Genomic DNA, 23612 nt, shown 5'->3' with positions numbered 1-23612 from the left:
GTGGCTTACCGCGCAGGCCGTGCGTCCTGCTTTTCCTTCTGAGCCGACGGATGTTCTGGCTTCCTTGAAGGGGATGCTTCAGGCTCGTGTTTCTGGTGGCTGTCAGGTTGGGCGGCATCTTTCTGCGATGGTTTGTCCGCTGTCCGCGCGTTTGCGGCCCTTACCGGTTGGGGTTTGTTGTCTTGCAAAAGGGGCGCGTAAATCCATTTCTCGGGCTGGCCTGGGCCAGAAATCCGCGCCCAGTCACCTTTGGTGACATAGATGGACACTTCCGTGCCAAGGTTCAGTACAGTGACGATGGAGTTGCTGACTCCGGGGCCGCCGCGCACATTTGCCGCTTCTGCTTTCACATAGCGCGGAGCGGGTTGGGACGATTGCGCGGTGGCAGTCGGCCCGAAGAGGGCCGTGCTGGCTACAAGACTTGCGGCGAGGATTGATTTGATGCGGTGCACTGGCATGGGTGCCTCCTGATCTGCTGGATTGGGACTGATTGCCATCCTGACCGGAGAGTGTGCCCGTCTTTTGTCGGGGGGAAAGAAATTGGTGTCGACCTGCAACATGTGTGACGGCGCAGTGACAAGGCGAAGGTATTCAGAGGGCAATCTTCACAGATCGGAAACTTGGACATGAAATCGCTGCAAATCCTTTATGGAATTTGAGCGATTGTTAACCAATTGGGCGGATCGTGAAGAAAGTTTCATCAACCGTCTCTGCCAAGGAACCTTGTCATGCTGATGCGCGCAGCTGCCACTCTTGCCGGAACTCTCCTCATCGGACTTCCGGCGTTCGCCCAGGAACTCATCGTCGAACAACAGGTCGAACGTGTGATCGTCATAGAGGACGAGGAGGGCGGTCTGGAGATGGAGTTGCTGCCGGCTGAAGAAGTGAAGCCGGGTGAGCAATTGTTCTATTCAGTGACGTACTCAAATCCCGCGGATGCTCCGGCGAAAGACGTTGTTCTTACCCTGCCGGTGCCAGAGGATGTCAGTCTGCTCGGGGATTCTGCCGTTGCAGAATATGATCAGGCCTCGGTCGATTTTTCAGTCGATGGTGGCGCCACGTATATTCCGCGTGAAAAGCTGATCGCGGAATCGGGCCTTGAGGAAATTCAGCCGGTTCGCGTGTCCATGCCGGAAGAGATTACGCACATGCGCTGGACCTTCAACCGCGAGATCGGGCCAAAGGATTCTGGCAAGATTTTCTTCGCGGCCGTCCTCAAGGACAATCCACGTCCCGTCAGCCCGTGAATTGACGAAGTGTTGCCTGCTGGCGTAACGCCTGCGGCATGACCCAAGTAAAGATCTGCGGCCTGACTGATCCGGACCTCGTGCGCCATGCCGCGCAGTCGGGTGCGGACTGGATTGGATTTGTTTTCGCTGAAGCCAGTCCGCGGTTTGTCACGGAACCGGCGGCCGCGAGCCTGTTGATGCAGGTTGGTCCCGCCCGGCCCGTGGCTTTGCTGGTTGATCCAGACGACGCGCAGATTGATCGTGTTGTTGATCTCGGGTTTCCAATCCTCCAATTGCACGGGCAAGAGACACCAGACCGTGTGGCGGACATCAAGGCGCGAACCGGCAAGGAAATCTGGAAGGCGATCGGTGTTGCCGAAGCCGATGATCTCGTTCGGGCGGGTGATTTTGCTGCCGCGGATCGGTTGCTCATCGATGCCAAGCCTCCCAAGGGGGCTGACCGTACCGGCGGCCATGGTCTCGCATTTGATTGGAACCTGTTGAGTGCGTGGACCGCGCCGCGCCCGTGGCTGTTGGCGGGCGGGCTCAATCCGGGCAATGTGGCTGATGCAATTCGATTGACCGGGGCACCGGCTGTAGACGTATCTTCCGGCGTCGAGCGGCGAAAAGGTGTGAAGGACCGCGACCTCGTTTCAGAATTTCTTGGCGCCGCAAAACATTCTTAGAAATTACGATTGTTCCGTTTTTGTTCTGTGTTACGGTGAGGGCACATGAATGAGGGAGGAAACATCATGTTTTCAGAAGAATTGACCCGCGTAGCAAACAGCCTGGCGGAGTGCTGCAATTCCGGGCGAGAGGCGGAAGCGCTGGATACATTATACGCCCCCGACTGCGTGTCCGTCGAAGCGTTGGCGATGGGGGATGGCGGCCGGGAAACAGCCGGTCTTGATGGCATCCGCGGCAAGCATGACTGGTGGTATGGCGCGCACGAGGTTCACAAGGTGAGCGCAGAAGGTCCTTTTCTCTTTGGAGACGATCAGTTCTCGCTCGTGTTCGATATGGATGTCACCAACAAGGAAACAGGTGAGCGGATCCAGATGAAGGAGGTCGGCTTATACACGGTTTCCGGTGGCAAGATTTCTCGCGAAGAATTCTTCTATCCATTGATGGGCTAGCCCTTTACGGAGGCGGTCGCATCACCGCGCTTTCCTTGGCTCGCCCTTCGGTCTAGATACGGGCGTGAAGTGCAAGGAAAGCAGGTAGAATGGATTTGCGGAACACGTGGGACCAATGGCCGGATGCGAATGGCCGTTTCGGAGAGTTTGGCGGACGGTATGTGGCCGAAACGCTGATGCCTCTGATCCTGGATCTGGAGGCAGAGTACCGCAAGGCCAAGGAAGATCCGGCTTTCAAGGCCGAGATGGACGACCTGTGGACCCATTATGTGGGACGTCCATCACCGCTTTATTTTGCTGAGCGCCTGACAGAGCATTTCGGTGGCGCAAAAATCTATTTCAAGCGCGATGAGCTGAATCACACCGGCGCGCACAAGATCAACAATTGCCTCGGTCAGGTCCTGCTGGCCAAACGCATGGGCAAGACGCGCATCATTGCCGAAACGGGTGCCGGTCAGCATGGCGTTGCCACGGCCACCATTTGCGCTCGTTTCGGTCTGGAATGTGTCGTGTTCATGGGCGAGACTGATGTCGAGCGGCAAAAGCCGAACGTGTTCCGCATGAAATTGCTTGGCGCCAAGATTGTGCCGGTTTCGTCCGGTACAGGCACGTTGAAAGACGCCATGAATGAGGCGCTGCGCGACTGGGTCACCAACGTAGATGACACATTCTATTGTATCGGCACGGCCGCTGGTCCGCACCCGTATCCCGAATTGGTGCGCGACTTCCAAAGCGTGATCGGCAAGGAAGCGCGCGCACAAATCCAGGAGCGGGAAGGGCGTCTACCGGATGCCGTGATGGCGTGTATTGGCGGTGGCTCGAACGCGATTGGCCTGTTCCATCCCTTCCTTGAAGACGAGTCCGTGCGCCTGATCGGTGTTGAGGCCGCCGGGCATGGAATTGAGACGGGTGAGCATGCGGCGGCGCTGAATGGCGGCCTGCCAGGCATCCTGCATGGCAACAAGACCTATCTTCTGCAAACCGACGATGGGCAGATCGTCGACGCGCATTCGATCTCAGCGGGCCTCGACTATCCCGGCATCGGGCCCGAGCACGCATTCCTGCGCGATACAGGCCGGGCGGAATACCTCTCTTGTACTGACCAGGAAGCGCTCGACGCGTTCCAGCTTTGCACACGCCTTGAGGGCATCATCCCGGCGCTTGAGCCTTCGCATGCTTTGGCCCGTGTGGGGGAAGTTGTGAAAGAACTGGGCCCAGACGGTTTGCTGATCCTGAACATGTGCGGCCGGGGCGACAAGGATGTGTTCTCCGTGGCGAAGGCGCTCGGCGTCGACATGTAGAGCGGAACGGAATGAGCATGGTCCGCCGCATCACGCTTGGTGCGAAGGATTCGGATGGACGCGGAGACAAGAAAATGCTCCCCTTCACCTCTGACCAACCTGCTTCGAAGAGATCAGATTGACCGATATCATACTTATCCGAATTACCTGTCCGTCTCGCCACGTTGCCGAAACCATCGCTGATGGCGCCATTGAACATCGCCTCGCGGCGTGTGCAAACCTGGAAGGACCGGTCTCGTCTACCTATCGGTGGAAGAATGTCGTCGAGCAGGCGTTCGAGTTCGTGCTCTGGCTGAAAGCGCCTCAAGCGAACTGGGACCGGATCGAAGCGCTGGTCCTGACGCACCACCCCTATGATGTACCGGCCATGGTCGCGCTGCCTTGCATTCAGGCGAATGCGCCTTATGAGGCTTGGGTTCACGAGAATACGGACACCTGATGCCAACTTCCCGCATTACAGATACTTTCGCCAAGGCAAGCGGCGAGTCCCGCGCCGTTTTGGTCTCCTACCTGATGGCTGGCGACCCCGACCTTGAAACAAGCTTCGCAGCCATGTGCGCGCTTCGCGACAATGGGGCAGACATTATTGAACTCGGCGCACCGTTCACGGATCCGATGGCAGATGGCGCGTCGATCCAGAAGGCCGGGCTGCGCGCGCTCGCCCACAAAACGACCCTCGCTGACACGTTGGCGCTTGCTGCGCGGTTTCGCGAGGATGACAAGACGACGCCCGTGATCATCATGGGATACGCCAATCCGGTCTTTCGCATGGGCTTTGCGAAGTTCGCCGAGGCGGCCCATGAGGCGGGCGTCGATGGCACGATCCTGGTTGATTTGCCGCCCGAAGAAGACGGAGAACTGCGCGATGCATACGCGCCGTATGATCTTTCCGTCATTCGCCTGGCGACGCCAACAACCCATGAGGCCCGCATGCAAAAGGTCGCCGAGGGCGCCAGCGGCTTCCTGTATTTCGTCGCAGTGACGGGCGTTACCGGGGCCGGAAGCGCCGATCCGCAGGCCATTGCCGGGAACATTGAGATGGCAAAACTCGTTTCCGGATTGCCTGTTTGTGTGGGATTTGGCGTCAAAACTGGCGATCAGGCTGCAGAAATGGCTAAAATCGCCGATGGGGTTGTCGTAGGCTCTGCTTTCGTGGACCATGCGGAAAAGGCCCACGAATCGGGGGAATTTGCTGATGCACCGCGGGGAATGGGCGCATTGGCGAAAGAGTTGAGCGAAGCGATCAGGACGGTCGCCAAGCAGTGATGTTGAATGCCGCCGAGGAGGTTCTGGCATGAACTGGATTACAAAGGTCACCCCGCCGGGCCTGAAGACCATGCTGGCGAAGAAAGACACGCCCGACGATCTGTGGGTGAAGTGTCCGATTTCCGGCGAACTCGTCTATCGGACAGATCTTGAAGAAAACTGGCATGTGACACCGGCTGGCGCGCATCTTCGTATCAGTCCGCGCACGCGCCTGCGCCTGCTGTTTGACGATGAACGCTGGGAACCGCTGGAGCTGCCTTCCGTTCCGCATGACCCTCTGAAATTCAAGGACGACAAACCATACCCGTCGCGCCTCAAGGCAGCGAAGGCAAAGATTGCCGCCAGGGACAAAAAGGAATCCGAGGGTGGCGGCGCGCCGATCATCCAGGAAGACTGCATGGTCGCGGCCTATGGTAAAGTTGGCGGCGTGCCGACCGTTGTGCTCGTCCAGGATTTTGCCTTCATGGGCGGCTCACTCGGCATGGCAGCCGGTGAAGGATTTGTCGCGGCAGCGCATATGGCGCTCGCCCGCAAGGCGGCCTTTGTCGTTTGCACCGCGTCTGGCGGCGCGCGTATGCAGGAAGGCACACTCAGCCTGATGCAGATGCCGCGCACAACGCTTGCCATCAACGAGCTTGCGGAGGCGAAACTTCCTTACATCGTCGTGCTGACCGACCCGACCTCAGGCGGCGTTTCTGCGTCTTACGCGATGTTGGGAGACGTCCACATTGCGGAGCCGGGTGCCATGATCGCCTTCTCTGGTCCGCGCGTGATTGAGCAAACCATTCGTGAGAGCCTTCCGAAAGGATTCCAGCGCGCGGAGTTCCTGCGCGAAAAAGGGCAGGTCGACATTGTTTGCGATCGTCGGAAGCTGAAAGACACGCTGTCCAATGTGATGTCCATGTTGATGCCGAATGCGCGACGGGCAGAGGATCGTTTGCCGGCCTCTCTGACGCCTCCCAAGACACACGCACCGAAATCCCACAAGAGTAAGGGCAGCTCTGCTTGATTGGTAACAGTCCGGCCCTGGCCGAAGCGCTGGGGCGGTTCGAAGGGCTATATCCAGAGACGATCGAATTATCGCTCGGGCGTGTACTGACTGCGCTCGACCTGCTCGGCCGTCCGCAGGACAAACTTCCTCCGGTTATCCATGTCGCTGGAACGAATGGCAAAGGGTCCACCTGTGCCTTCATGCGCGCGATGATGGAAGCTGCAGGTTTGCGGGTGCATGTTTTTACAAGCCCCCACCTTGTCCGCTTCAATGAACGCATCCGGCTTGCTGGGCAGATCGTTGATGACGCTCGGCTGATCGACTGGCTGGAACGCACCTATACAGCGATCGAAGGGCACGAGATTACGCATTTCGAGGCAACGACTGCCACGGCATTGCTGGCATTCTCCGAAGTGCCGGCCGATGTGCTCATTCTGGAAGTTGGACTGGGCGGTAGTTATGATGCGACGAACGTTATCAACCAGCCAGCATTGAGTGTTATTACGCCAGTTGATTTCGATCATAAGGCCTTTCTCGGCTCAGACCTTCGCAAGATTGCTGGAGAGAAGGCCGGGATCATCAAGCCCGGCTGCCCGGCTTTGACGGCGATCCAGCGCAAGGTCTGTGATGACGTTATTGCGAAACGGGCAGATGAGGTCGGAGCGCCGCTATACCGACTCAAGGCACATTTCATTGATGCGATGCCGGAGGATCTCGGCTTGTTGGGAGAGCATCAGCGCGCCAATGCTGCGCTCGCTGCAATGGCGGTGCAATTGTTCGGCAATTCGACAGTCATTGATCAGGATGCGATCTTTGAAGGCGCGCGAAATGTGATCTGGCCTGCGCGCATGCAGCGCCTGAAAAAAGGGCCGGTTACGGATATTGTGCCGAGTCTGGAAGTGTGGCTGGATGGTGGGCACAATCCCCACGCTGCACGGGCGATCGCGAAGCAGCTTCAAGGCCTTCCGGGGAAAACGGCGCTTGTTACCGCCATGCTCGCCTCAAAGGATTCAACAGGGTATTTCATGCCGTTTCGCGAGGTGAGGCCCGATGTTTTCACGCTCCCGAACGCTCCGGGTCATCAGGGCGCAGACCCGCAAGCGCTCGCTGAAGCGGCAACCAATGCAGGTTTGAAGGCAACCGCTTGCGGAAGTCTGGAGGACGCGATGAAAGCTGCGGCCGCAACAGGTGTCGACCGTATCCTGATCTGTGGGTCTTTGTATCTGGCGGGGGACGTACTTGCCCGCAATGAAGAACTGCCGACCTAGCGCCTATTCAGCAGCGAGTTTCAAACCGTCGCCTTCATCTCCCACGGTTTCGGCAATTTTCAGGGCAAGGCGGCGGGCAACTTCGTCCTTGCCCATGCGTGGCCAGCGTTCGGATCCGTCTCGCGAGATCAGAGCAATCTCGTTCTCTGTTCCCCCCATCACATCGCCAGACACATCATTGGCGACAATCCAGTCACAATTCTTGCGCTTCAGCTTCGCTACGGCATGCTCCTCGACATCATGGGTTTCTGCCGCAAAGCCGATGACGAGGGAAGGGCGATTCTTACGCTTGTTGGCCAGCGTTTTGAGGATGTCCGGGTTTTCCGTCAGTTCCATGGATGGATGCTCGCTGCCCGCACCTTTGATCTTCAGCTTCTTGGTCGCTGCGCGGGCAGGGCGCCAGTCCGCAACGGCGGCCACTGATACGAAGACATCAGCGGGCAGAGCATCTTCGCAAGCTTTCAACATTTGCCGCGCCGTCTCAACGGGCACCAAATTCACGCCGCGCGGGGCAGGCAGGGAAACCGGCCCAGATACGAGCGTGACCTGCGCGCCCAGACGCGCGAGCGCTTCGGCTATGGCGTAGCCCTGTTTGCCGGACGAATGATTTGAGAGGAAGCGGACCGGGTCCAGCGGTTCCCGTGTCGGGCCGGCTGTGACAAGGGCGTGAGTACCGGAAAGCGCGCCGGCGTTTTCACCCGCCAGCATGCGCTCAATCTCGGCTACAATCGCCGGGATCTCTGGAAGCCGCCCAGGTCCAAATTCACCACAGGCCATCGCGCCTTCGTCCGGCTCCATCACCGTAACGCCATCGGCGCGCAATGTCTCGATGTTGCGCATGGTGGCAGGATGCTGCCACATCCGGACATTCATGGCAGGCACCATCAGAACCGGCTTGTCGGTTGCCAGCAGAGTTGTGGATGCAAGATCATTGGCAAGGCCACCAGCGGCTTTGGCCATCAGGTCTGCGGTCGCCGGGCAGGCGACGACGAGGTCAGCCGAACGAGACAGCTCGATATGGCCCATTTCGGCTTCGTCGCTGAGGTTGAAGAGTTCGGTGTACACCTTGTCGCCTGACAGGGCTGAAATAGACAGGGGCGTCACGAATTCCTGGCCCCCCTTGGTGACGATGCAACGACAGGCAATGTCGCGCCGGCGCAACTCCCGGATAAGCTCCAGGCTTTTATAGGCGGCAATTCCGCCGGAAATGATCAGGAGGATGCGTTTCTGCGTCATTAATCGGGGCCTTCAGTCTTGATGGCACTCTTACCGCAAATTCCTTGCCGATGCCCCATGAAATCCCCGTGAACCTGCCGTGTCAGTTAAGGATTTCGCCAGGTTTTGCAGGATTTTGCTGTCATCGGGCTATTTCGCCGCCCATATGGCGAGGGCTACCAGAGCCGTGATAAAGCCGAACCAGCCCCACCAGGGCGCAAACCGTCTGGTTGGCGGCGGGAGCGGTGCAGGCGGCTCAAGTGAGGCCTCAAACCGGTCCATCACTTCCGGCAATCGCTTCAGCCGGTTGGTAATCTCTTTCACATTTCCCGCCACCAGCTTTGCTGCGCCCTCCGGGCCGAAACTGCGGCGTATCCAGCCTCCAACAACCGGTTCAGACGCGAACCAGATATTGTGTGAGGGATCAATCGCACGTGCAACGCCCTCGACCTGAACCATTGTTTTCTGGAGCAGAACCAGTTCCGGGCGCAGAGACATGCCAAATGTGTGCGTGTAGTCGAAGAGTTGCAGCAGAACGCGGCCCATCGAAACTTCTTCGGCGGGCTTGCCGTGAACGGGTTCCCCTATGGAACGCAGTGCTTGTGCAAACTCTCCGACGGATTGGGTGGCCGGAACGTATCCAGCTTCGAAATGCACCTCGGCAACGCGCAGATAGTCGCGTTTCAGGAAGCCCCACAGAATTTCCGCCAGGAACCGGCGCTCTGTCATGCCGATCCGGCCGATGATGCCGAAATCGATCAGGGCTACTTTTCCCTCTGGCGTGATAATCAAATTCCCTTCATGCATGTCCGCATGAAACACGCCGTATTCGATGGCATGCGTGAGAAAGCCTTGCGTGATGTCGTTCGCCAGTTTCTTGCGGTCGATACCCGGACGGTCCAGCGCCTTTGGGTCAGTCAGAGGTGTTCCATCAATCCAGTCGATAGTCAGAACACGGCGACCCGTGCGATCCCAATCGACGCCCGGCACAACGAAATGGCCGGATTTCTGACTGATCTCATGCATTTCGTCTGCGCCGCCTGCTTCCAGACGCAGATCAGTCTCGCGCATCATGGCAGCGGCGATGGTCTCTGTGAACGCAACCGGTTTGAGGCGCTGGCTTTCCGCGGATATGCCCTCAATTGTACGTGCCGCGCGCTTCATGGCGGAGAGTTCTACCGTCAGCTGTCGCTCAATTCCGGGACGCAGGATCTTCACGGCGCGAGTGCCACCTGCCAACTCCATCTTGTGGACCTGCGCCAGAGAGGCGGCTGCGACCGGGTCTGACAGATCTCCGAACAGGTGTTTTGCGTCGGCCGCGCCGAATTCTTCAGCGAGGGCAGCGCGCGCTGCTTTCATGGAGAAGGGGGGCAGCTTGTCCTTCAGCCGTCCCAGGTCTTCGGTTACTTCGGCGCCGAATACATCGGGCCGCGTCGCCAGGAATTGCCCCAGCTTGATGTAAGCCGGGCCGAGCTTTTCGAGAGCGCGGGCAAGTCTCTGGCCAGGCCGACCTTTCGCGCCACCACCGACGAGCCGCAGGATCCGTCCAGCGATTCGGGCGGGTAAGGGCAGGCGGGTCTGATATGCGCCCGGCAAGATGACGTCATGGCGGGCCAGAGCGATCCCTGCACGCATCAGGCGGCGATAATCTCCGATCATTCCCATGTGCGGCTCCATTGCGCCGTGGGAACCGGTCGTTCCGTGCAGCGTTTGTTCAGGGATAATCTATTTATGGAGGAGGCTATCATGGCCACTAAAAAAGCACCGAAAAACAAAGGAATTCTATACTTTGTGATGAGTGGTTTGCTTGTGTCGGCGATGATCGCCGCAGCTGTGTATTATGCAGACACGAGTCCGCCACCCAATGAGCTGTTGTTGGACCCGACCCAGCGCTCCAGTTTGACACCGGAAATGAACCCGAGCTGACGCGCATTAAACTGCCCAGCCAAAGTGCAGGGCGGCGATGCCACCGGAGTAATTCGTTACACTGACGCGGGAGAACCCCGAGGCTTCAATTTCCTGACGGAACTCATCCTGTGCGGGGAATTTGCGGATGGATTCCACGAGATACTGGTAGCTGGCTTCATCGCCAGCGACGAGGCTGCCCAATTTCGGGATGACATTGAAGCTGTACGTGTCATAGGCGGCCTGCAGCGCAGGCACGGTCATATGGCTGAATTCCAGAACAGCGAGACGACCACCCGGTTTCAAGACGCGGCGGAATTCTCGCAAGCCCGCGACGCGGTCCGCAAAATTGCGAATGCCAAAGGAAACCGTCACCGCATCAAATGATCGGTTCGGATAGGGCAGGCTTTGACCATCAGCGCAGACCCAATCGAGACGACCCTCCCATTTTTGATTGTCCGGGCGCGCCTTGCCTGCTTCCAGCATGGCATCATTGATGTCGCACACAATCGCCGTCGCTTGCGAATCGAGGCCGCGTCGTTTGCCTGCCTTGTCGGCCAGCGTCAGGAACGCACGGGCGAGCTCACCCGTACCACCAGCGACATCCAGATGCCGTTCTCCCGGCTGGGGATTTACCTGGTTCATCGCGTCATGCTTCCAGAGGCGATGCACGCCTGCAGACATGAGATCATTCATCAGATCGTAGCGAGACGCCACTGAGCGAAAGACACCCTTCACACGGGCGACTTTTTCTGACTCGGTTACGTCCTCAAATCCGAATGAGACTTTGCGTTCGGTTTCACTGTCTGCCGTCATGCGTGTCACCATAGTTGCCTCGTGCATGGTAGGCTATATGCCATTGCCATGCCTGAATTACCCGAAGTCGAGACAGTTCGCCGCGGACTTGCCCCTGTGATGGAAGGGCAGCAGATTCTGCACCTCAGCCAGAATCGCGCTGATTTGCGGTTTCCTTTTCCTGAGCGGTTCGCTGAGCGCCTCACGGGCGCGCGCATCTCACATCTGGGACGAAAGGCGAAGTTTCTCACGCTCGCCTTGTCCACGGATGAGGTTCTCGTCATGCATCTTGGCATGACGGGGCGCTTTACCGTTTCTGACACGAAAATTGGCGAGTTCCACCATGAAACCGGAACCGATCCGCGCCACGATCACGTCGTGTTTGAACTCGCAAGCGGGGCGCGGGTGACCTACAATGACCCCCGGCGGTTTGGATTCATGGAACTTTGGCCAGCCGCGCAAATCGAGGCCTATCCACGGTTAATGGCGATGGGGCCGGAGCCGCTGTCGAACGGGTTTTCGGAAGCGTATTTGAATAGCGCCCTCAAGGGACGGAAAACACCTGTCAAATCTGCCCTTCTGGACCAGGCCGTCATTGCCGGCCTTGGCAATATTTATGTATGCGAAGCGCTCTGGCGAGCAGGTGTGTCGCCCCGGCGACACGCGGCGACAATCCCGGGTCAACGGGCGGCACGGCTGGTGCCAGCCATCAATGATGTGATTGCCGAGGCGATTGCGGCGGGTGGGTCCTCCATTTCAGACTTTGCGAGCGCCAGTGGCGAACTGGGGTACTTCCAGCATGCTTTCGCCGTCTATGACCGGGAGGGGCAGGCGTGTCGGAACTGCGATCAGCCCATTCAGCGTATCGTCCAGTCTGGCCGGTCGAGCTTCTTCTGTAGCAAATGCCAGCGCTAGGATTGCCGAGCTGAAAGCGCGCTGAGAATTCGAATGGCGGCCATCAGGTCAGCTTGTTCGGCCAGATCGTCGATGTGTTTTTTTGCTTCCTGTTGAAGCATTCTCAGTTTGCGGGCTTCCGACTGCTGGCTGGTCGGAAGTGCGGGAACGGGCAGGAAGAAAAACCCTACAGGCTTGCCGAGTGCGATTGCCACTTCCCGGAGTCGCCCAACCGACAACCGACTGTGCCCAGCTTCATATTTCTGGATCTGCTGAAACGTCAGTCCCAGTGTGCTGGCCAGGTCTTCCTGCGTGAAGCCCAGTTCGCGCCGAGCCTGACGAATCTGAACGCCCGTAAAGCGATCCGCGCCAGTGGGCCGTCGGGATGTGGTGTTTGACCTGTCTTGCGGCATCTTGATGTCCTGGACACAGCGCTAACCCAGGAAGTGTATACAATCAAAAGTTGAAATCAACTCCGATCGATCAATTTGCACCAGCAACGGTTGTGCGGCGGCGCTATTTTGGGTCGAGCCGGATAACTTCCTCACCGGATTCTGCCGATTGTTCTGGCAGGGACAGGATGGTGGGCGGCTCATCGTCAAAGTTTCCAGTTCCAAACTCGCCGGACCGGATCAACAGGCCATCATCTTCATCACCCTGTCCAATGCGCAGGTTCAATGAGCCAGAGGTCGAGTCGTCCGACAGGGTGGTTGATGGAAGATTCAGGTTCAGCGACCCTGTGTACTCATCTTCGATCTGAGCGGTCTCTGTTGCAATGACGGCTTGCGCCTCTTCGCTGTCAGCCGCCTGCGAACAGGCGGTGCCCACAAGGCAAAGTGAAGCGAGCGCAAAGGTTGTCGTCAGTTTCATGAACATGTCCCCATTCTTGGCGCGTGCCCTAGCGGCTCGCAAGTTTGTCCAGCACAGAGTCCCAGAAAATGGAGGCGATATCAATGCCGCTCAGCTTCTTGATCGCCTGAACTCCGGTTGGAGATGTGACATTCACCTCGGTCAGGCGACCGCCAATGACGTCTATGCCTGTGAGAACAAGTCCCCGACGCTTCAGCTCCGGACCGATGGCATCACAAATTCGTTTGTCGGCATCGCTCAGGTCGCTGGCTTCGGCAGTGCCGCCAACAACGAGGTTGGAACGGACCTGCCCATCCTTGGGGCGGCGGTTCACTGCGCCTACGGCCTTGCCATCGATCAGGATGATCCGCTTGTCACCTTCGCTGACGGCTGGAAGGAATGCCTGAACCATCACTGGTTCGCGGGAGCGGCTAAAAAAGAGTTCGGTGAGGGAGTCAAAATTGGAGTCGCCGTTCTTCAGGCGGAATACACCTGCACCGCCATGCCCATAAAGGGGCTTGATGATGATGTCCTTGTGCCTGTCACGAAACTCCTGAATTGCTTCTAGATCGCGCGACACAAGGGTAGGGGGCATTAGCTCCGGGAACATCAGCGGAAAGATTTTTTCCGGGCTTGAGCGCACGCCTTCCGGATCATTCACGACCAGTGTCTTGTCCGAAATCTGCTCCAGCTGGTGACAGGCCGTAATATAGCTCATGTCGAAGGGCGGATCCTGACGCATCAGGATGACATCGACATCGGTTGCAAGGTCCAGTCGTGTCGTGTCGCCGAACAAGCCCGGCGTTTCCCTGACGCGCTGTACGCGCGCCGGGCGCACTTCTGCCGTAAGCCGGCCTGCCTCCGTGCTGAGTTTTTCGGGGCCGTAGACGAACAGCTCCATGCCGCGCGCCTGCGCGGTCTCAGCCAGGGCGAATGTGGTGTCACCGTCAATATTGACGGATTCGAGCGGATCCATCTGGATCGCAACGCGCAAACTCATGGGGGCGGCTCCTTCATGGGCCACCGCCCGTGCGGTGAGGCCCTGCTTAGTAACTTGCGCCGATCAGCTCGCCGTCGGCACTTGTGTCATATGAGGCATCAGGCGCGCTTTGATAAGAGGCTCCGCCCTGGAGTGTTGGCGCAGCCTGTTGAGAGCGGCCATCCCGCACGCGAACATAAGATACAACCTGCTTCACGCCGCCAACGACGCTCGCTTCCTCAGCGGCGCGCTTCAGTTCTTCTGCTGAGCGGGCGATGCCCATCAGGTAAACGACGCCATTATAGGTTTCGATATTGAAGTTCACACTCTTGACGGAGCTCGATCCAACAAGGCGAGAGCGAACCCGTGCCGTGATCAACTCGTCCGATACATTGGCCAGGAAGCCGCCTGCTGGTTCGATCCGAATCTCGTTTGCGACGTCACGTGTCAGCGGCGACGTCCAGGCTATGCCTTCGGCTTTGACCCGGTCCTCCGGCGTATCAACGCGCCCTGACAACAGAACGAGACCGCTCGTTACTTCAACATCAACTTCGCCAAACCGATTTGCGCTTTCGGAAAGAAGCTTGCTTTTGATCTGATTTGAAGCGGTCGCATCGTCGACGGCTTCGCCAAGTGATTTGTCCTGAACAGCGGCGACACCCACAGCGCCAGCTGTACCAAGGGCCGCTGCGGCACAACCGCAAAGGGGCATGGCCAACACAAGGGCGGCGGCGGCAAGTTGCGTGCGCATATGAGTCTACTCCATCAGCGATCTTATCAATGTGCGTACCTGCCATCAGGTTGCGGCGAAAATCTGGCGAGACTGACACCAACTGCAAATTGGCATGGTTTCCCGCTGAAATCGATCCGAATCACCCGTAATTCACTGGTTGTTCCGGCCTACGGATGCTATTATCTTGAGCAGATCGTAACCAGAAGGAACCGGACCCCTGACCCCTAGCGCCCCGCGGCTACAGCCCGCCCAGCAGGCCACTCTCGACGACATCCGCAACGTGGCCGAAACTCTCGCCAAGGCCCTTGAGGATGACAAGGCGGAAGATGTTCTCTTCATCGACCTTGAAGGCAAATCTTCGCTCGCTGACTTCATGATCATCGCATCAGGCCGTTCCGGTCGTCACGTCGCGGCTCTGGCAGATCATCTCGCACAGGACATCAAGAAGCTGACCGGACGCCCGGCCAGTATCGAAGGTATGCCCAATGCTGACTGGGTGTTGATCGATACCGGGGACGTTATCGTGCATCTGTTTCGTCCCGAGGTCCGTGAGTTCTACAACCTCGAAAAGATCTGGGCCTCTGACAACGCCCACCGCACACCCGCGAATTAGCGCGCACGGATGCGGATCATTTTCCTCGTCGTCGGTCGGATGAAGTCCGGGCCGGAGCGCGAACTTGTCGATGAATACATCAAGCGGGCCGGTCCCATTGCGCGGTCTCTTGGATTTAGAGGAATTGAAGAGGTCGAGGTGGCGAGCGGGGGCGGGCTCGACGCAGAGGCCGAGCGGATCCTGGCGAAACTGCCCGCTGGCGCCAAATGCATTCGACTGGACGAGTTCGGACGAGCTCACCGCTCCCGTGATTTCGCCGCCAATCTTGCAAAATGGCGCGACCAGGGTGTCCCAGACCTGGTGTTCCTTATTGGTGGAGCGGAAGGCTATGGTGACGCAGTGAAAGCAGCGGTGCCGGACACAATCGCATTCGGGCCTCAGACCTGGCCACACAGATTCGTTCGCGTCATGATTTCAGAACAGGTCTATCGTGCTGTGTCGATTCTGGCGGGAACACCCTATCACAAAGACTAACCAGCGTAGAGCGATGGCGCAGGCATCAGGATCATGATGAACGCCAGAGCGGCAATCAGGCCCATCACCGTAACTGACAGAAGTCTTGTCAGGGAAATTGGATTGCTCACCGGTTCGGTCCTTTCTTGCTGCTCGGGCCTATTTGGTGCCGCGTTGCCTATATGAACACTCTCCTAACGGAATAGGTTCCATGCGCGGCGTGCATGCGGCCATTTGAAGGCAGCGCGTTACGCTTTGTTGATCCTTGCAAGTTCCCGGCCTAGAGCTTTAACCGTCATGGAAATGCGAGGTGGGAGGCCTGGTTGATGTCGGGATTGCGGGATTTCCTGAAAGTCTATTGGCCATTGGTGGTCGTCGCCCTTGCCGGGGTATTGCTGGCCCTCGTGCTTATGGACCCGGCCCCTCCAAAGAATATTCGATTTGCCGCCGGTAGCCCGGGCGGCGCCTACCATGCGTTTGCAGAGCGGTATCAACGCTTGCTCGCGGAAGAGGGCGTTGAGGTTGAACTTGTTGAGACTCAAGGTTCGATCGACAATCTGCGTCTGCTCGACGATTCCGAAGCCGATGTCGGACTGGTGCAAGGCGGTCTTGCGACGGATCGCGACCGCGAAGAATTGCGGTCGATTGGTGGGCTGTTTCCGGAGCCGTTCTGGGTTTTCGTTCGCAGTGATTTTCCCGCGGAAAGCCTGGGAGACTTGCGCGCAGCCCGCATCGCTATTGGGGGAGATGGCTCAGGCACGCGTATTCTGGCGCTGGACCTGCAGGCAGATTATGGCGGGGAATGGATCGAGACGACGCGATTGACGCTATCCGGCACGACAGCGGCGGACGCGCTTCTGGCAGGTGAGGTCGATGCCGCCGCGTTCGCGGCTTCAGTAGAGTCCTCCTATATTGATCGGCTTCTGGTCAATGAGGATGTGCGCCTACTACCATTCGAGCGCGCGCCTGCGCTGGCTCGGCGTCACGAGGCTTTGTCCGATATCATCCTGTTGCGCGGTGTGGTGGACATTGGAGAGGACATTCCGGCAGCAGATGTGCCCCTTGTCGCTCCGGTGGCTCAATTGGTCGTCCGCAAGGATTTGCACCCGGCGATTGAGGCACTGCTCATCGACGCGGCTACATCAATCCATTCCGAAGGCACGCTTCTCGCGCCTGCTGGACACTACCCGGACCCTGATCTGATTGATTTGCCGATAACGGATCAGGCGCGCCGATACTACCAGAATGGACCTTCCTTTCTTCGGCGCTATTTCTCTTTTGATGTGGCGAACTTTCTGGAGCGCGCCTGGGTTCTGGCAATTCCGCTTCTGACGCTTCTGTTTCCGCTCGTTCGGGTGGCGCCACCTATCTATCGCTGGCGCGTGCGCCGGAAGATCTATGTCTGGTATGAAGACTTACGCACGCTTGAAGAGCGGGGCCGGGCTGCAGATCGCGATGATCAGCGAGATCAGGTGCTTGAAGAACTGGAGGCATTGCAAGCCGAGATCGGCGCGGTGGAGGTTCCCTTGTCCTACACGGATGACCTTTATCGCTTACGAAGCCATGTTGAGTTCGTGAAGCAGCTCGTTTGCAATCATAACCCGGTAAGGGTTGCCGGCTGACATGTCTGAGGCCCGCAAGATTGCGATTGCCGGTGCGGGTATTGGGGGACTTGCAGCAGCGGCGTTTCTTGCCCGCGACGGCCACAAGGTTTCCGTATTTGACCAATTCGATGCGCCGAGACCTGTCGGGGCTGGACTGATCCTGCAGGAAACCGGTCTCACCATATTGGGCGAGTTGGGACTGCGCGAAGCTGCGTCGGAGCTGGGTTCAACCATTCGTCGCCTGCATGGACAATCCGTGGACAATGGACGGACGGTGCTGGATGTTCAGTATGGGGCTTTGCGACCGGGACTTTGCGGGGTTGCGATCCAGCGCGGCGCACTGTTTGATCTCGTATACCAAGCCGCTGTATACGCAGGCGCAGAAATTGTGCCTTCGATGCGGATCATTTCGGTAAGCGCCGGACAAGGCCTGTTGACGACAGGGGAGGGGACCACACTTGGCCCATTTGACATTGTGGTGGATGCACTTGGCGTTCGGTCGCCGTTATCCCTGCGGGCTCGCCATGCGCTTCCATATGGAGCATTGTGGGCAACTCTTCCGTGGCAAGAGAATGCTGGCTTCGAGTTGGACGCGCTGGTCCAGCGGTACAGACAGGCGCGCCAAATGTCAGGCGTCATGCCATCTGGCCGTTCAAGCGACTCTGCGCAGGAATGCCTTACCTATTTCTGGTCTATCCGCAATGATGCATACATGCAGTGGAAACAGGCGCCATTATCAGACTGGAAGCGTGAGGCCATTGATCTCTGGCCGGAGACCTCCGCGTTGCTGGAGCCGCTGGAAAACCACGATCAGTTGACATTTGCCCGATATGAACATCGCACGCACAGGCCGGTTGTTGACCAGCGTGTCGTTCACATTGGCGATAGTTGGCATGCTGCCAGTCCGCAATTGGGGCAGGGAGCCAATATGGCGTTGCTGGATGCGTATGCGTTGGCGCGCGCGTTGGGAGAGCCAGACGAGCTCGACCGACAATTGATGTACTATGCCCGCATGCGAAAAATGCATGTTCGATTGTTTCAGGCCATGAGCTGGTTGTTCACACCGGTCTATCAGTCCGATTCCGGGAGCCTCGCTTGGCTCAGGGATTGGCTGGCGGCTCCAGTCAGTCGTATATCTCCCGCTCCGAAAATTCTGGCGGCCATGGTAAGTGGCGGTCTCGGGTCTCCGCTCAAACGGCTGGGACTGCTGCCGGGAGCTTAGTCTGAGGCCAATGCCTTCAGTCGATATATTAGATCAAGCGCTTCGCGGGGTGTGAGCGAGTCCGGATCTATTTGTTGCAAAGCTTTATCTGCCTCTGATGGGGCGAGGATCTCTTCGGGGACAGCATCGTCTTCCGTGTCCGGTGTAAAAGATGCAGCTGCGAACAAGGGCAGGCTTTCGGGTGCACTGGGTTCCGCTTCCAGCTGTTTCAGTATTTGCCCTGCGCGTCTGACGGCCTTCTTCGGAAGTCCCGCCAGTTTGGCAACTTGAACACCATAGGATTTGTCTGCCGGGCCAGATTGTACTTCGTGCAGGAAGACAAGATCGTCCTTCCACTCTTTCGCGCGCAGCGACGCGTTTGCTGCACCGGGCAGGTCTTCGACGAGCTTTGTCAGTTCATGATAATGCGTGGCAAACAAGGCCCGCGATTTATTGACTGAGTGCAAATGTTCGACCGCTGCCCAGGCGATGGCAAGGCCATCCCATGTTGAAGTGCCGCGACCGACTTCGTCCATGATGACGAAGCTGCGCTCGGTTGCCTGGTTCAGGATTGCGGCAGTTTCCACCATTTCAACCATGAAGGTTGATCTGCCTCGGGCCAGGTCGTCCGACGCGCCGACGCGAGAGAAGATGCGGTCACAGAGGCCCAGGGTGATGGATCGTGCGGGCACGAATAAACCGGACTGGGCCAATATCACCGCCAGTGCACCCTGCCGCAAATAGGTCGACTTACCTGCCATGTTTGGACCGGTGACGAGAAGTAGGCGCGTACCCGTATCGTCGCCGCTCAGGTTCAGATCATTTGCAGTGAAGCCTTGCCCATCTTTCTTCAGCGCGGCTTCGACGACCGGATGGCGCAAGCCGGTCGCCTTGAATGTGGTGTCATCGGTCAGGGCCGGGCGAACCGCATCCGCTTCGAATGCCCATTCCGCGGAAGCGGCGGCGACATCCAGTTCAGCAATGGCAGAGGCAGACCGGGAGAGGGAAGGGCTCAGCCCATCAATGCGGCTGCAGAACTGGTCAAAGATTGCAAGTTCGCGTCCTTTGGCTTCGTTTTCTGCGCGCGATATTTTCCCGGCGAGTTCAGACAATTCCTGCGTTGAAAAGCGAACATTGCTGGCCAGTGTCTGGCGATGAATGAAGGTCTCTGACAAGGGGGGCTTCATGAGAGCGTCCCCATGCCGGGCAGGCACATCAACAAAATAGCCGAGCACATTGTTGAATTTGATCTTCAGCGCAGAAATGCCGGTGTCGTCCGCATATCGGGCCTGGAGCGCAGCAATGATCTGGCGGCTGTCATCACGAAGGCCGCGCGCCTCGTCCAGCGCAGCGTCCCAACCTTGGGCGATGAATCCGCCGTCACGGGCCAAGGTAGGTGGGTTTTCGGACAACGCTGTTTCGAGATCGCGGGAGAGCTCGGCAAGCGAGGCATCCTTGTTGAGGTTCAGCGCTTGGGTTGCGTCAGAAATCCTGGACGGCAAGACGGTTCCCAGAGCTGTGAGGCGGCTTGCAGCTTCGTGGGCGGCAACCAATGCGCGACCAATGGCGACAAGATCCCGCGGTCCACCTCGCCCGAGGCGGAGGCGGGTTCGTGCCCGTTCAAGGTCTGGCGCTGCTTTGAGGCTCGATCTGACCGTCTCAACCGTATCGCGGTCGTCGGCAAACCAGGACACGGCATCGAGGCGTGCCTCGATCTCGTCCCGGTCGACGGACGGACGCGCCAGCCTGGCGGCCAGAAGGCGCGCGCCGGGCGCTGTGACAGTCCGATCAATCGTGCCGAGCAGAGAGCCACTGCGATCTCCGCGCATCGACTGGTCGATCTCGAGGCTTGTTCGTGTTGCCGGATCAATGGCGAGATGGCCTTCCGATCGAGCTCGAACCGGTGGGTCCAGGCGGATCTCGCTGCCTGCCTGGGTCAGCTTCACATAATCCAGCAACAATCCAATCGCTGCGAGCTCTGCGCGATTGAAATCACCGAGCGCCTCCAGCGCGGCAATGTTGAAGGTCTCCTTCAGCAGGTTTTCGCCAGCTTTGTGATTGGCGCTACGGGCCGGGCGGAATGTGACCGGAGCGCTTGAGAGCGAGACCGTGTTGGCGACGGCAGTCTTGTCGAGATCGCCGTCGGACACCAACAATTCGGAGAGGGGGTAGGCCATGAGGGAGTCGGCCAACGCATCGGCAGCAAGCGCCGTGACATCAAATCGTCCGGTTGAAACATCGCACACCGCAATTGCAGCTTCGGTGCCACCGGTCCCGAGCGCGATGGCGGCAAGCGCCTGATCCTGTCGTGCCGGCAGCAGCGCGTCTTCGGTCAGCGTTCCTGGCGTTACGATGCGGACGATGTCGCGATTAACGATCGCCTTCGAACCGCGTTTCTTGGCTTCCGCCGGAGTTTCTGTCTGCTCACATACCGCAACCCGGCATCCGGCCTTGATCAGTCGTGCGAGATATCCCTCGGCGGCATGGTAGGGTACGCCCGCCATCGGAATGGGCTTGCCATCATACTCCCCCCGAGAGGTTAGCGTGATGTCCAGCACCTTCGCGGCTTCAATAGCGTCCTCGAAGAAGAGCTCGTAGAAATCACCCATACGAAAGAAGAGCAGGGCATCGGCGTGCCGTGCCTTGATCGACAGGTATTGCGCCAAGAACGGGCTCGGCGCGGACGCAGGTTTCGAGGGTGTAGCGGTATCAGCCATGGAGCGGGACGCTAGCGCCAGTGCCAGAGATTCGCAAAGCCTCGCACCAGCTTGCGCGCGACAAAGTGATCATATCGCACTGATTGGCCGGTTTTGCTGTTGGCATGCCAATCGCACCGGCCTAGTTTGCGGCCTCATCTGAAACTTTTTGCAACAACGGATTTTCCGCGCGATGACCACAAAACGGCCGAGCTTCACAGATCAGGAAGCCCTCGATTTCCACTCGCAGCCACATGCTGGCAAGATTTCGATGGTGCCGACCAAGCCAATGGGCACTCAGCGCGATCTGTCGCTGGCTTATAGTCCCGGCGTTGCCGTTCCTGTTCTCGCCATCGCTGAGGATGAGGATCGCGCCTACGATTACACGGCTAAGGGCAACATGGTGGCTGTTATTTCCAACGGTACCGCTATTCTTGGTCTCGGGAATCTGGGGCCAATGGCATCCAAACCGGTGATGGAAGGCAAATCCGTCCTGTTCAAACGGTTCGCTGACATTGACAGCTTCGATGTGGAAGTCAGCACGACGGACGTCGAGGAGTTCATCACAACCGTTCGCAATATCGGCGCGACTTGGGGCGGGATCAATCTGGAAGACATTTCTTCGCCGGATTGCTTCATCATTGAGAGTCGTCTGCGTGAAGAATTGGACATTCCAGTCTTCCATGATGACCAGCACGGCACCGCGATCATCGCGGCGGCTGGCCTGATCAATGCGTGCCACATTACGGGCCGCAAACTGGAAGACCTGAAAGTTGCTGTGTCCGGGGCAGGGGCCGCCGGCCTTTCCTGTGCAGGTCTCATCCGGCACCTCGGCGTGAAAGCCGAGAATATCCTGATGTGCGACTCCACTGGTGTGGTCTATGAGGGGCGCTCCGAGAAGATGGATCAGTTCAAGTCTGCCTTCGCGGTGAAGACAACCAAGCGCACGCTTGCGGAAGCCATGGATGGCGCCGACGTCTTTCTGGGACTTTCGGTGAAGGGCGCTGTCTCAACAGAGATGGTGAAGTCCATGGCGAAGGACCCGATCATCTTTGCAATGGCTAATCCGGATCCGGAGATTACGCCGGAAGACATCAAGTCGGTTCGCGATGATGCGATTATTGCGACCGGACGGTCGGACTATCCAAACCAGGTCAACAACGTTCTCGGCTTCCCATATATTTTCCGCGGCGCGCTTGATGTGCGGGCTCGTGGTATCAATGAGGAAATGAAAGTTGCGGCTGCGCAGGCGCTGGCCGAGCTGGCGCGTGAAGACGTGCCGGATGAAGTGGCAGCTGCGTACCATGGTGCCCGCCCAAGCTTCGGGCGTGAATATATTATTCCAACCCCATTTGACCCGCGTCTGATCAGCTTTATCCCGCCATTCGTGGCCCAGGCCGCAATGGATACCGGCGTTGCGCGTAAACCTATTGAAGACATGGAAGCCTACCGCCACTCTCTGGCTCGCCGGGCTGACCCATCGGCTTCGTTCATTCAAGGCGTTCAAGCTCGTTGCAAGGAGCTGCAGCGCCGGATCGTGTTCGCTGAGGGCGAAGAGCCTGCCGTTGTACGTGCCGCTTTCAGCTTCAAGAACCAGGGCCTTGGCCATCCGATCCTTATCGGCCGCGAAGCTCAGGTCGAGCGCGCCATGGAACAGATGGGTGTCGCCAAGGGGTCGCTGGAAATCATCAATGCGCGCGTATCCGACAACAATCCGCTCTATACGGACATGCTGTATGCGCGCCTCCAGCGTGACGGCTACCTGAAGCGCGACGCCCAGCGTCTCGTCAATCAGGACCGGAACGTGTTCGGTTGCTGCATGCTGAAGAATGGTGATGCTGACGGCATGGTGACCGGGGTGACCCGGAACTACGACGTCGCGTTGAATGACTCGCTGCTCGTCCTGGACCCGATCCCGGGCCAAGCTGTGATCGGCATGTCCATGGTGATTAACCGGGGACGCACCGTCTTTATTGCGGACACGAGCGTTACCGAACTGCCGCAGGGCGAAGATCTCGCCAACATAGCAATGGAATCTGCGCGCGCGGTTCGTTCGCTCGGATTCTCTCCGCGCGTTGCCTTCCTCTCCTACTCTACGTTCGGAAATCCGATGGGTGAGCGTGGGGAAAAAGTGCGCGAAGCGGTGGCAATTCTCGACAGTATGGGCGGCATCGATTTTGAGTATGAGGGCGATATGAGCGCCGACGTTGCACTCAATCCGAGCCACAAGCTGCTCTATCCGTTCTCCCGCCTGACTGGCCCGGCGAACGTGCTGGTGATGCCTGCGATTCATGCAGCTTCAATCTCGACCAAGCTTCTGGAGTCCATGAGCCGTGCAACGGTGATCGGCCCGATGCTGCTTGGTTTGGAAAAGCCGGTTCAGATCGCCTCCCTCGGTGCGACCGTGGGCGACATTGTGAACCTCGCCACGATTGCGGCTTTCGACGTAGATCACGTACACGGCAGCTGATTTCGCGGCCATTG

General features: G+C 58.4%; 24 protein-coding genes. 15 read left to right on the top strand and 9 right to left on the bottom strand.

All coding sequences use genetic code 11. The features are described from left to right. Positions 1-5: 5 nt before the first annotated feature. The gene (locus HF931_RS03020) at positions 6-458 is read right to left on the bottom strand and encodes an SH3 domain-containing protein (protein ID WP_273241823.1); all 453 of its coding nucleotides are present in this window, start codon (positions 456-458) and stop codon (positions 6-8) included. 270 nt (positions 459-728) lie between these two features. Between HF931_RS03020 and HF931_RS03015 the strand changes: the two genes are divergently transcribed. The 8 genes from HF931_RS03015 (at position 729) to HF931_RS02980 (ending at position 7191) form a co-directional block, all read left to right on the top strand. Then, positions 729-1247 carry a hypothetical protein gene (locus HF931_RS03015; protein ID WP_035549252.1) on the top strand — a complete coding sequence of 173 codons (519 nt, stop codon included), beginning with the start codon at positions 729-731 and terminating at the stop codon, positions 1245-1247. Positions 1248-1285: 38 nt separating this feature from the next. After that, a complete protein-coding gene (locus HF931_RS03010) occupies positions 1286-1915 on the top strand; it encodes a phosphoribosylanthranilate isomerase (RefSeq protein WP_273241821.1) in 630 nt (209 codons plus the stop codon). 66 nt (positions 1916-1981) lie between these two features. Then, positions 1982-2365 carry a nuclear transport factor 2 family protein gene (locus tag HF931_RS03005; protein WP_273241820.1) on the top strand — a complete coding sequence of 128 codons (384 nt, stop codon included), beginning with the start codon at positions 1982-1984 and terminating at the stop codon, positions 2363-2365. 89 nt (positions 2366-2454) lie between these two features. After that, positions 2455-3666: a tryptophan synthase subunit beta gene (gene trpB / locus HF931_RS03000; protein ID WP_035549247.1), complete on the top strand. Its 1212-nt coding sequence runs from the start codon at positions 2455-2457 to the stop codon at positions 3664-3666. A gap of 118 nt (positions 3667-3784) precedes the next feature. Then, positions 3785-4105 (top strand): divalent-cation tolerance protein CutA, encoded by a 321-nt coding sequence (cutA, locus tag HF931_RS02995; RefSeq protein ID WP_035549244.1) that lies wholly within the window; start codon positions 3785-3787, stop codon positions 4103-4105. After that, positions 4105-4932, top strand: a complete 828-nt coding sequence (gene trpA, locus HF931_RS02990) for a tryptophan synthase subunit alpha (protein ID WP_273241819.1) — start codon at positions 4105-4107, stop codon at positions 4930-4932. Before cutA ends, trpA begins: the two co-directional genes overlap by 1 nt. 28 nt (positions 4933-4960) lie before the next feature. Beyond that, positions 4961-5941: an acetyl-CoA carboxylase carboxyltransferase subunit beta gene (locus HF931_RS02985; RefSeq protein WP_273012619.1), complete on the top strand. Its 981-nt coding sequence runs from the start codon at positions 4961-4963 to the stop codon at positions 5939-5941. Then, positions 5938-7191 (top strand): bifunctional folylpolyglutamate synthase/dihydrofolate synthase, encoded by a 1254-nt coding sequence (locus HF931_RS02980; RefSeq protein ID WP_273241818.1) that lies wholly within the window; start codon positions 5938-5940, stop codon positions 7189-7191. The genes HF931_RS02985 and HF931_RS02980 overlap by 4 nt, the downstream gene beginning before the upstream one ends. A gap of 3 nt (positions 7192-7194) precedes the next feature. Here HF931_RS02980 and coaBC read toward each other — a convergent pair whose 3' ends face one another. Together coaBC and HF931_RS02970 are read right to left on the bottom strand one after the other, a co-directional pair. Then, positions 7195-8427, bottom strand: coding sequence for a bifunctional phosphopantothenoylcysteine decarboxylase/phosphopantothenate--cysteine ligase CoaBC (gene coaBC, locus HF931_RS02975; RefSeq protein WP_273241817.1), 1233 nt, complete (start codon positions 8425-8427; stop codon positions 7195-7197). 129 nt (positions 8428-8556) lie between these two features. Next, positions 8557-10071, bottom strand: a complete 1515-nt coding sequence (locus HF931_RS02970; protein WP_273241816.1) for an AarF/UbiB family protein — start codon at positions 10069-10071, stop codon at positions 8557-8559. A gap of 81 nt (positions 10072-10152) precedes the next feature. On the opposite strand from HF931_RS02970, the gene HF931_RS02965 reads away from it, so the two are divergent. Beyond that, a complete protein-coding gene (locus HF931_RS02965) occupies positions 10153-10332 on the top strand; it encodes a hypothetical protein (RefSeq protein WP_273241815.1) in 180 nt (59 codons plus the stop codon). 6 nt (positions 10333-10338) lie between these two features. On the opposite strand, the gene HF931_RS02960 is transcribed toward HF931_RS02965, so the two are convergent. Then, complete coding sequence (locus tag HF931_RS02960; RefSeq protein WP_035549365.1) at positions 10339-11127, bottom strand: class I SAM-dependent methyltransferase; 789 nt, start codon at positions 11125-11127, stop codon at positions 10339-10341. 48 nt (positions 11128-11175) lie between these two features. Between HF931_RS02960 and mutM the strand changes: the two genes are divergently transcribed. After that, the gene (gene mutM, locus HF931_RS02955) at positions 11176-12021 is read left to right on the top strand and encodes a bifunctional DNA-formamidopyrimidine glycosylase/DNA-(apurinic or apyrimidinic site) lyase (RefSeq protein ID WP_273241814.1); all 846 of its coding nucleotides are present in this window, start codon (positions 11176-11178) and stop codon (positions 12019-12021) included. On the opposite strand, the gene HF931_RS02950 is transcribed toward mutM, so the two are convergent. The 4 genes from HF931_RS02950 to HF931_RS02935 form a co-directional block, all read right to left on the bottom strand. After that, complete coding sequence (locus HF931_RS02950; protein ID WP_273241813.1) at positions 12018-12413, bottom strand: helix-turn-helix domain-containing protein; 396 nt, start codon at positions 12411-12413, stop codon at positions 12018-12020. The genes mutM and HF931_RS02950 overlap by 4 nt on opposite strands. A 103-nt stretch (positions 12414-12516) precedes the next feature. Further along, a complete protein-coding gene (locus tag HF931_RS02945; protein WP_273241812.1) occupies positions 12517-12870 on the bottom strand; it encodes a hypothetical protein in 354 nt (117 codons plus the stop codon). Positions 12871-12898: 28 nt separating this feature from the next. Beyond that, complete coding sequence (gshB, locus tag HF931_RS02940; RefSeq protein ID WP_273012605.1) at positions 12899-13849, bottom strand: glutathione synthase; 951 nt, start codon at positions 13847-13849, stop codon at positions 12899-12901. A 46-nt stretch (positions 13850-13895) separates the two neighbouring features. After that, positions 13896-14579, bottom strand: coding sequence for a BON domain-containing protein (locus HF931_RS02935; protein WP_081806038.1), 684 nt, complete (start codon positions 14577-14579; stop codon positions 13896-13898). Between the two features lie 262 nt (positions 14580-14841). Here HF931_RS02935 and rsfS point away from each other — a divergent pair, with 262 nt between their 5' ends. The 4 genes from rsfS (at position 14842) to HF931_RS02915 (ending at position 18453) form a co-directional block, all read left to right on the top strand. Further along, positions 14842-15174 (top strand): ribosome silencing factor, encoded by a 333-nt coding sequence (rsfS, locus tag HF931_RS02930; protein ID WP_206741152.1) that lies wholly within the window; start codon positions 14842-14844, stop codon positions 15172-15174. A gap of 9 nt (positions 15175-15183) precedes the next feature. After that, positions 15184-15648, top strand: coding sequence for a 23S rRNA (pseudouridine(1915)-N(3))-methyltransferase RlmH (locus HF931_RS02925; protein ID WP_273241811.1), 465 nt, complete (start codon positions 15184-15186; stop codon positions 15646-15648). A gap of 305 nt (positions 15649-15953) precedes the next feature. Further along, positions 15954-17249: a TAXI family TRAP transporter solute-binding subunit gene (locus HF931_RS02920; protein ID WP_273241810.1), complete on the top strand. Its 1296-nt coding sequence runs from the start codon at positions 15954-15956 to the stop codon at positions 17247-17249. A 1-nt stretch (position 17250) separates the two neighbouring features. Further along, entirely contained in the window at positions 17251-18453 is a 1203-nt protein-coding gene (locus HF931_RS02915) for an FAD-dependent oxidoreductase (protein ID WP_273241809.1), read from the top strand. On the opposite strand, the gene mutS is transcribed toward HF931_RS02915, so the two are convergent. Continuing rightward, complete coding sequence (gene mutS, locus HF931_RS02910; protein ID WP_273241808.1) at positions 18450-21149, bottom strand: DNA mismatch repair protein MutS; 2700 nt, start codon at positions 21147-21149, stop codon at positions 18450-18452. The two genes, HF931_RS02915 and mutS, sit on opposite strands and share 4 nt — an antisense overlap. 172 nt (positions 21150-21321) lie before the next feature. On the opposite strand from mutS, the gene HF931_RS02905 reads away from it, so the two are divergent. Next, positions 21322-23598 carry an NADP-dependent malic enzyme gene (locus HF931_RS02905; protein WP_273241807.1) on the top strand — a complete coding sequence of 759 codons (2277 nt, stop codon included), beginning with the start codon at positions 21322-21324 and terminating at the stop codon, positions 23596-23598. The last annotated feature ends 14 nt before the right edge of the window (positions 23599-23612 follow it).

The organism is Hyphomonas atlantica corrig. (assembly GCF_017795365.1).
GTDB classification, from domain to species: domain Bacteria; phylum Pseudomonadota; class Alphaproteobacteria; order Caulobacterales; family Hyphomonadaceae; genus Hyphomonas; species Hyphomonas atlantica.
The sequence above is the reverse complement of the archived record's forward strand: the minus strand, read 5'-3'. Positions and strand labels throughout refer to the sequence as shown.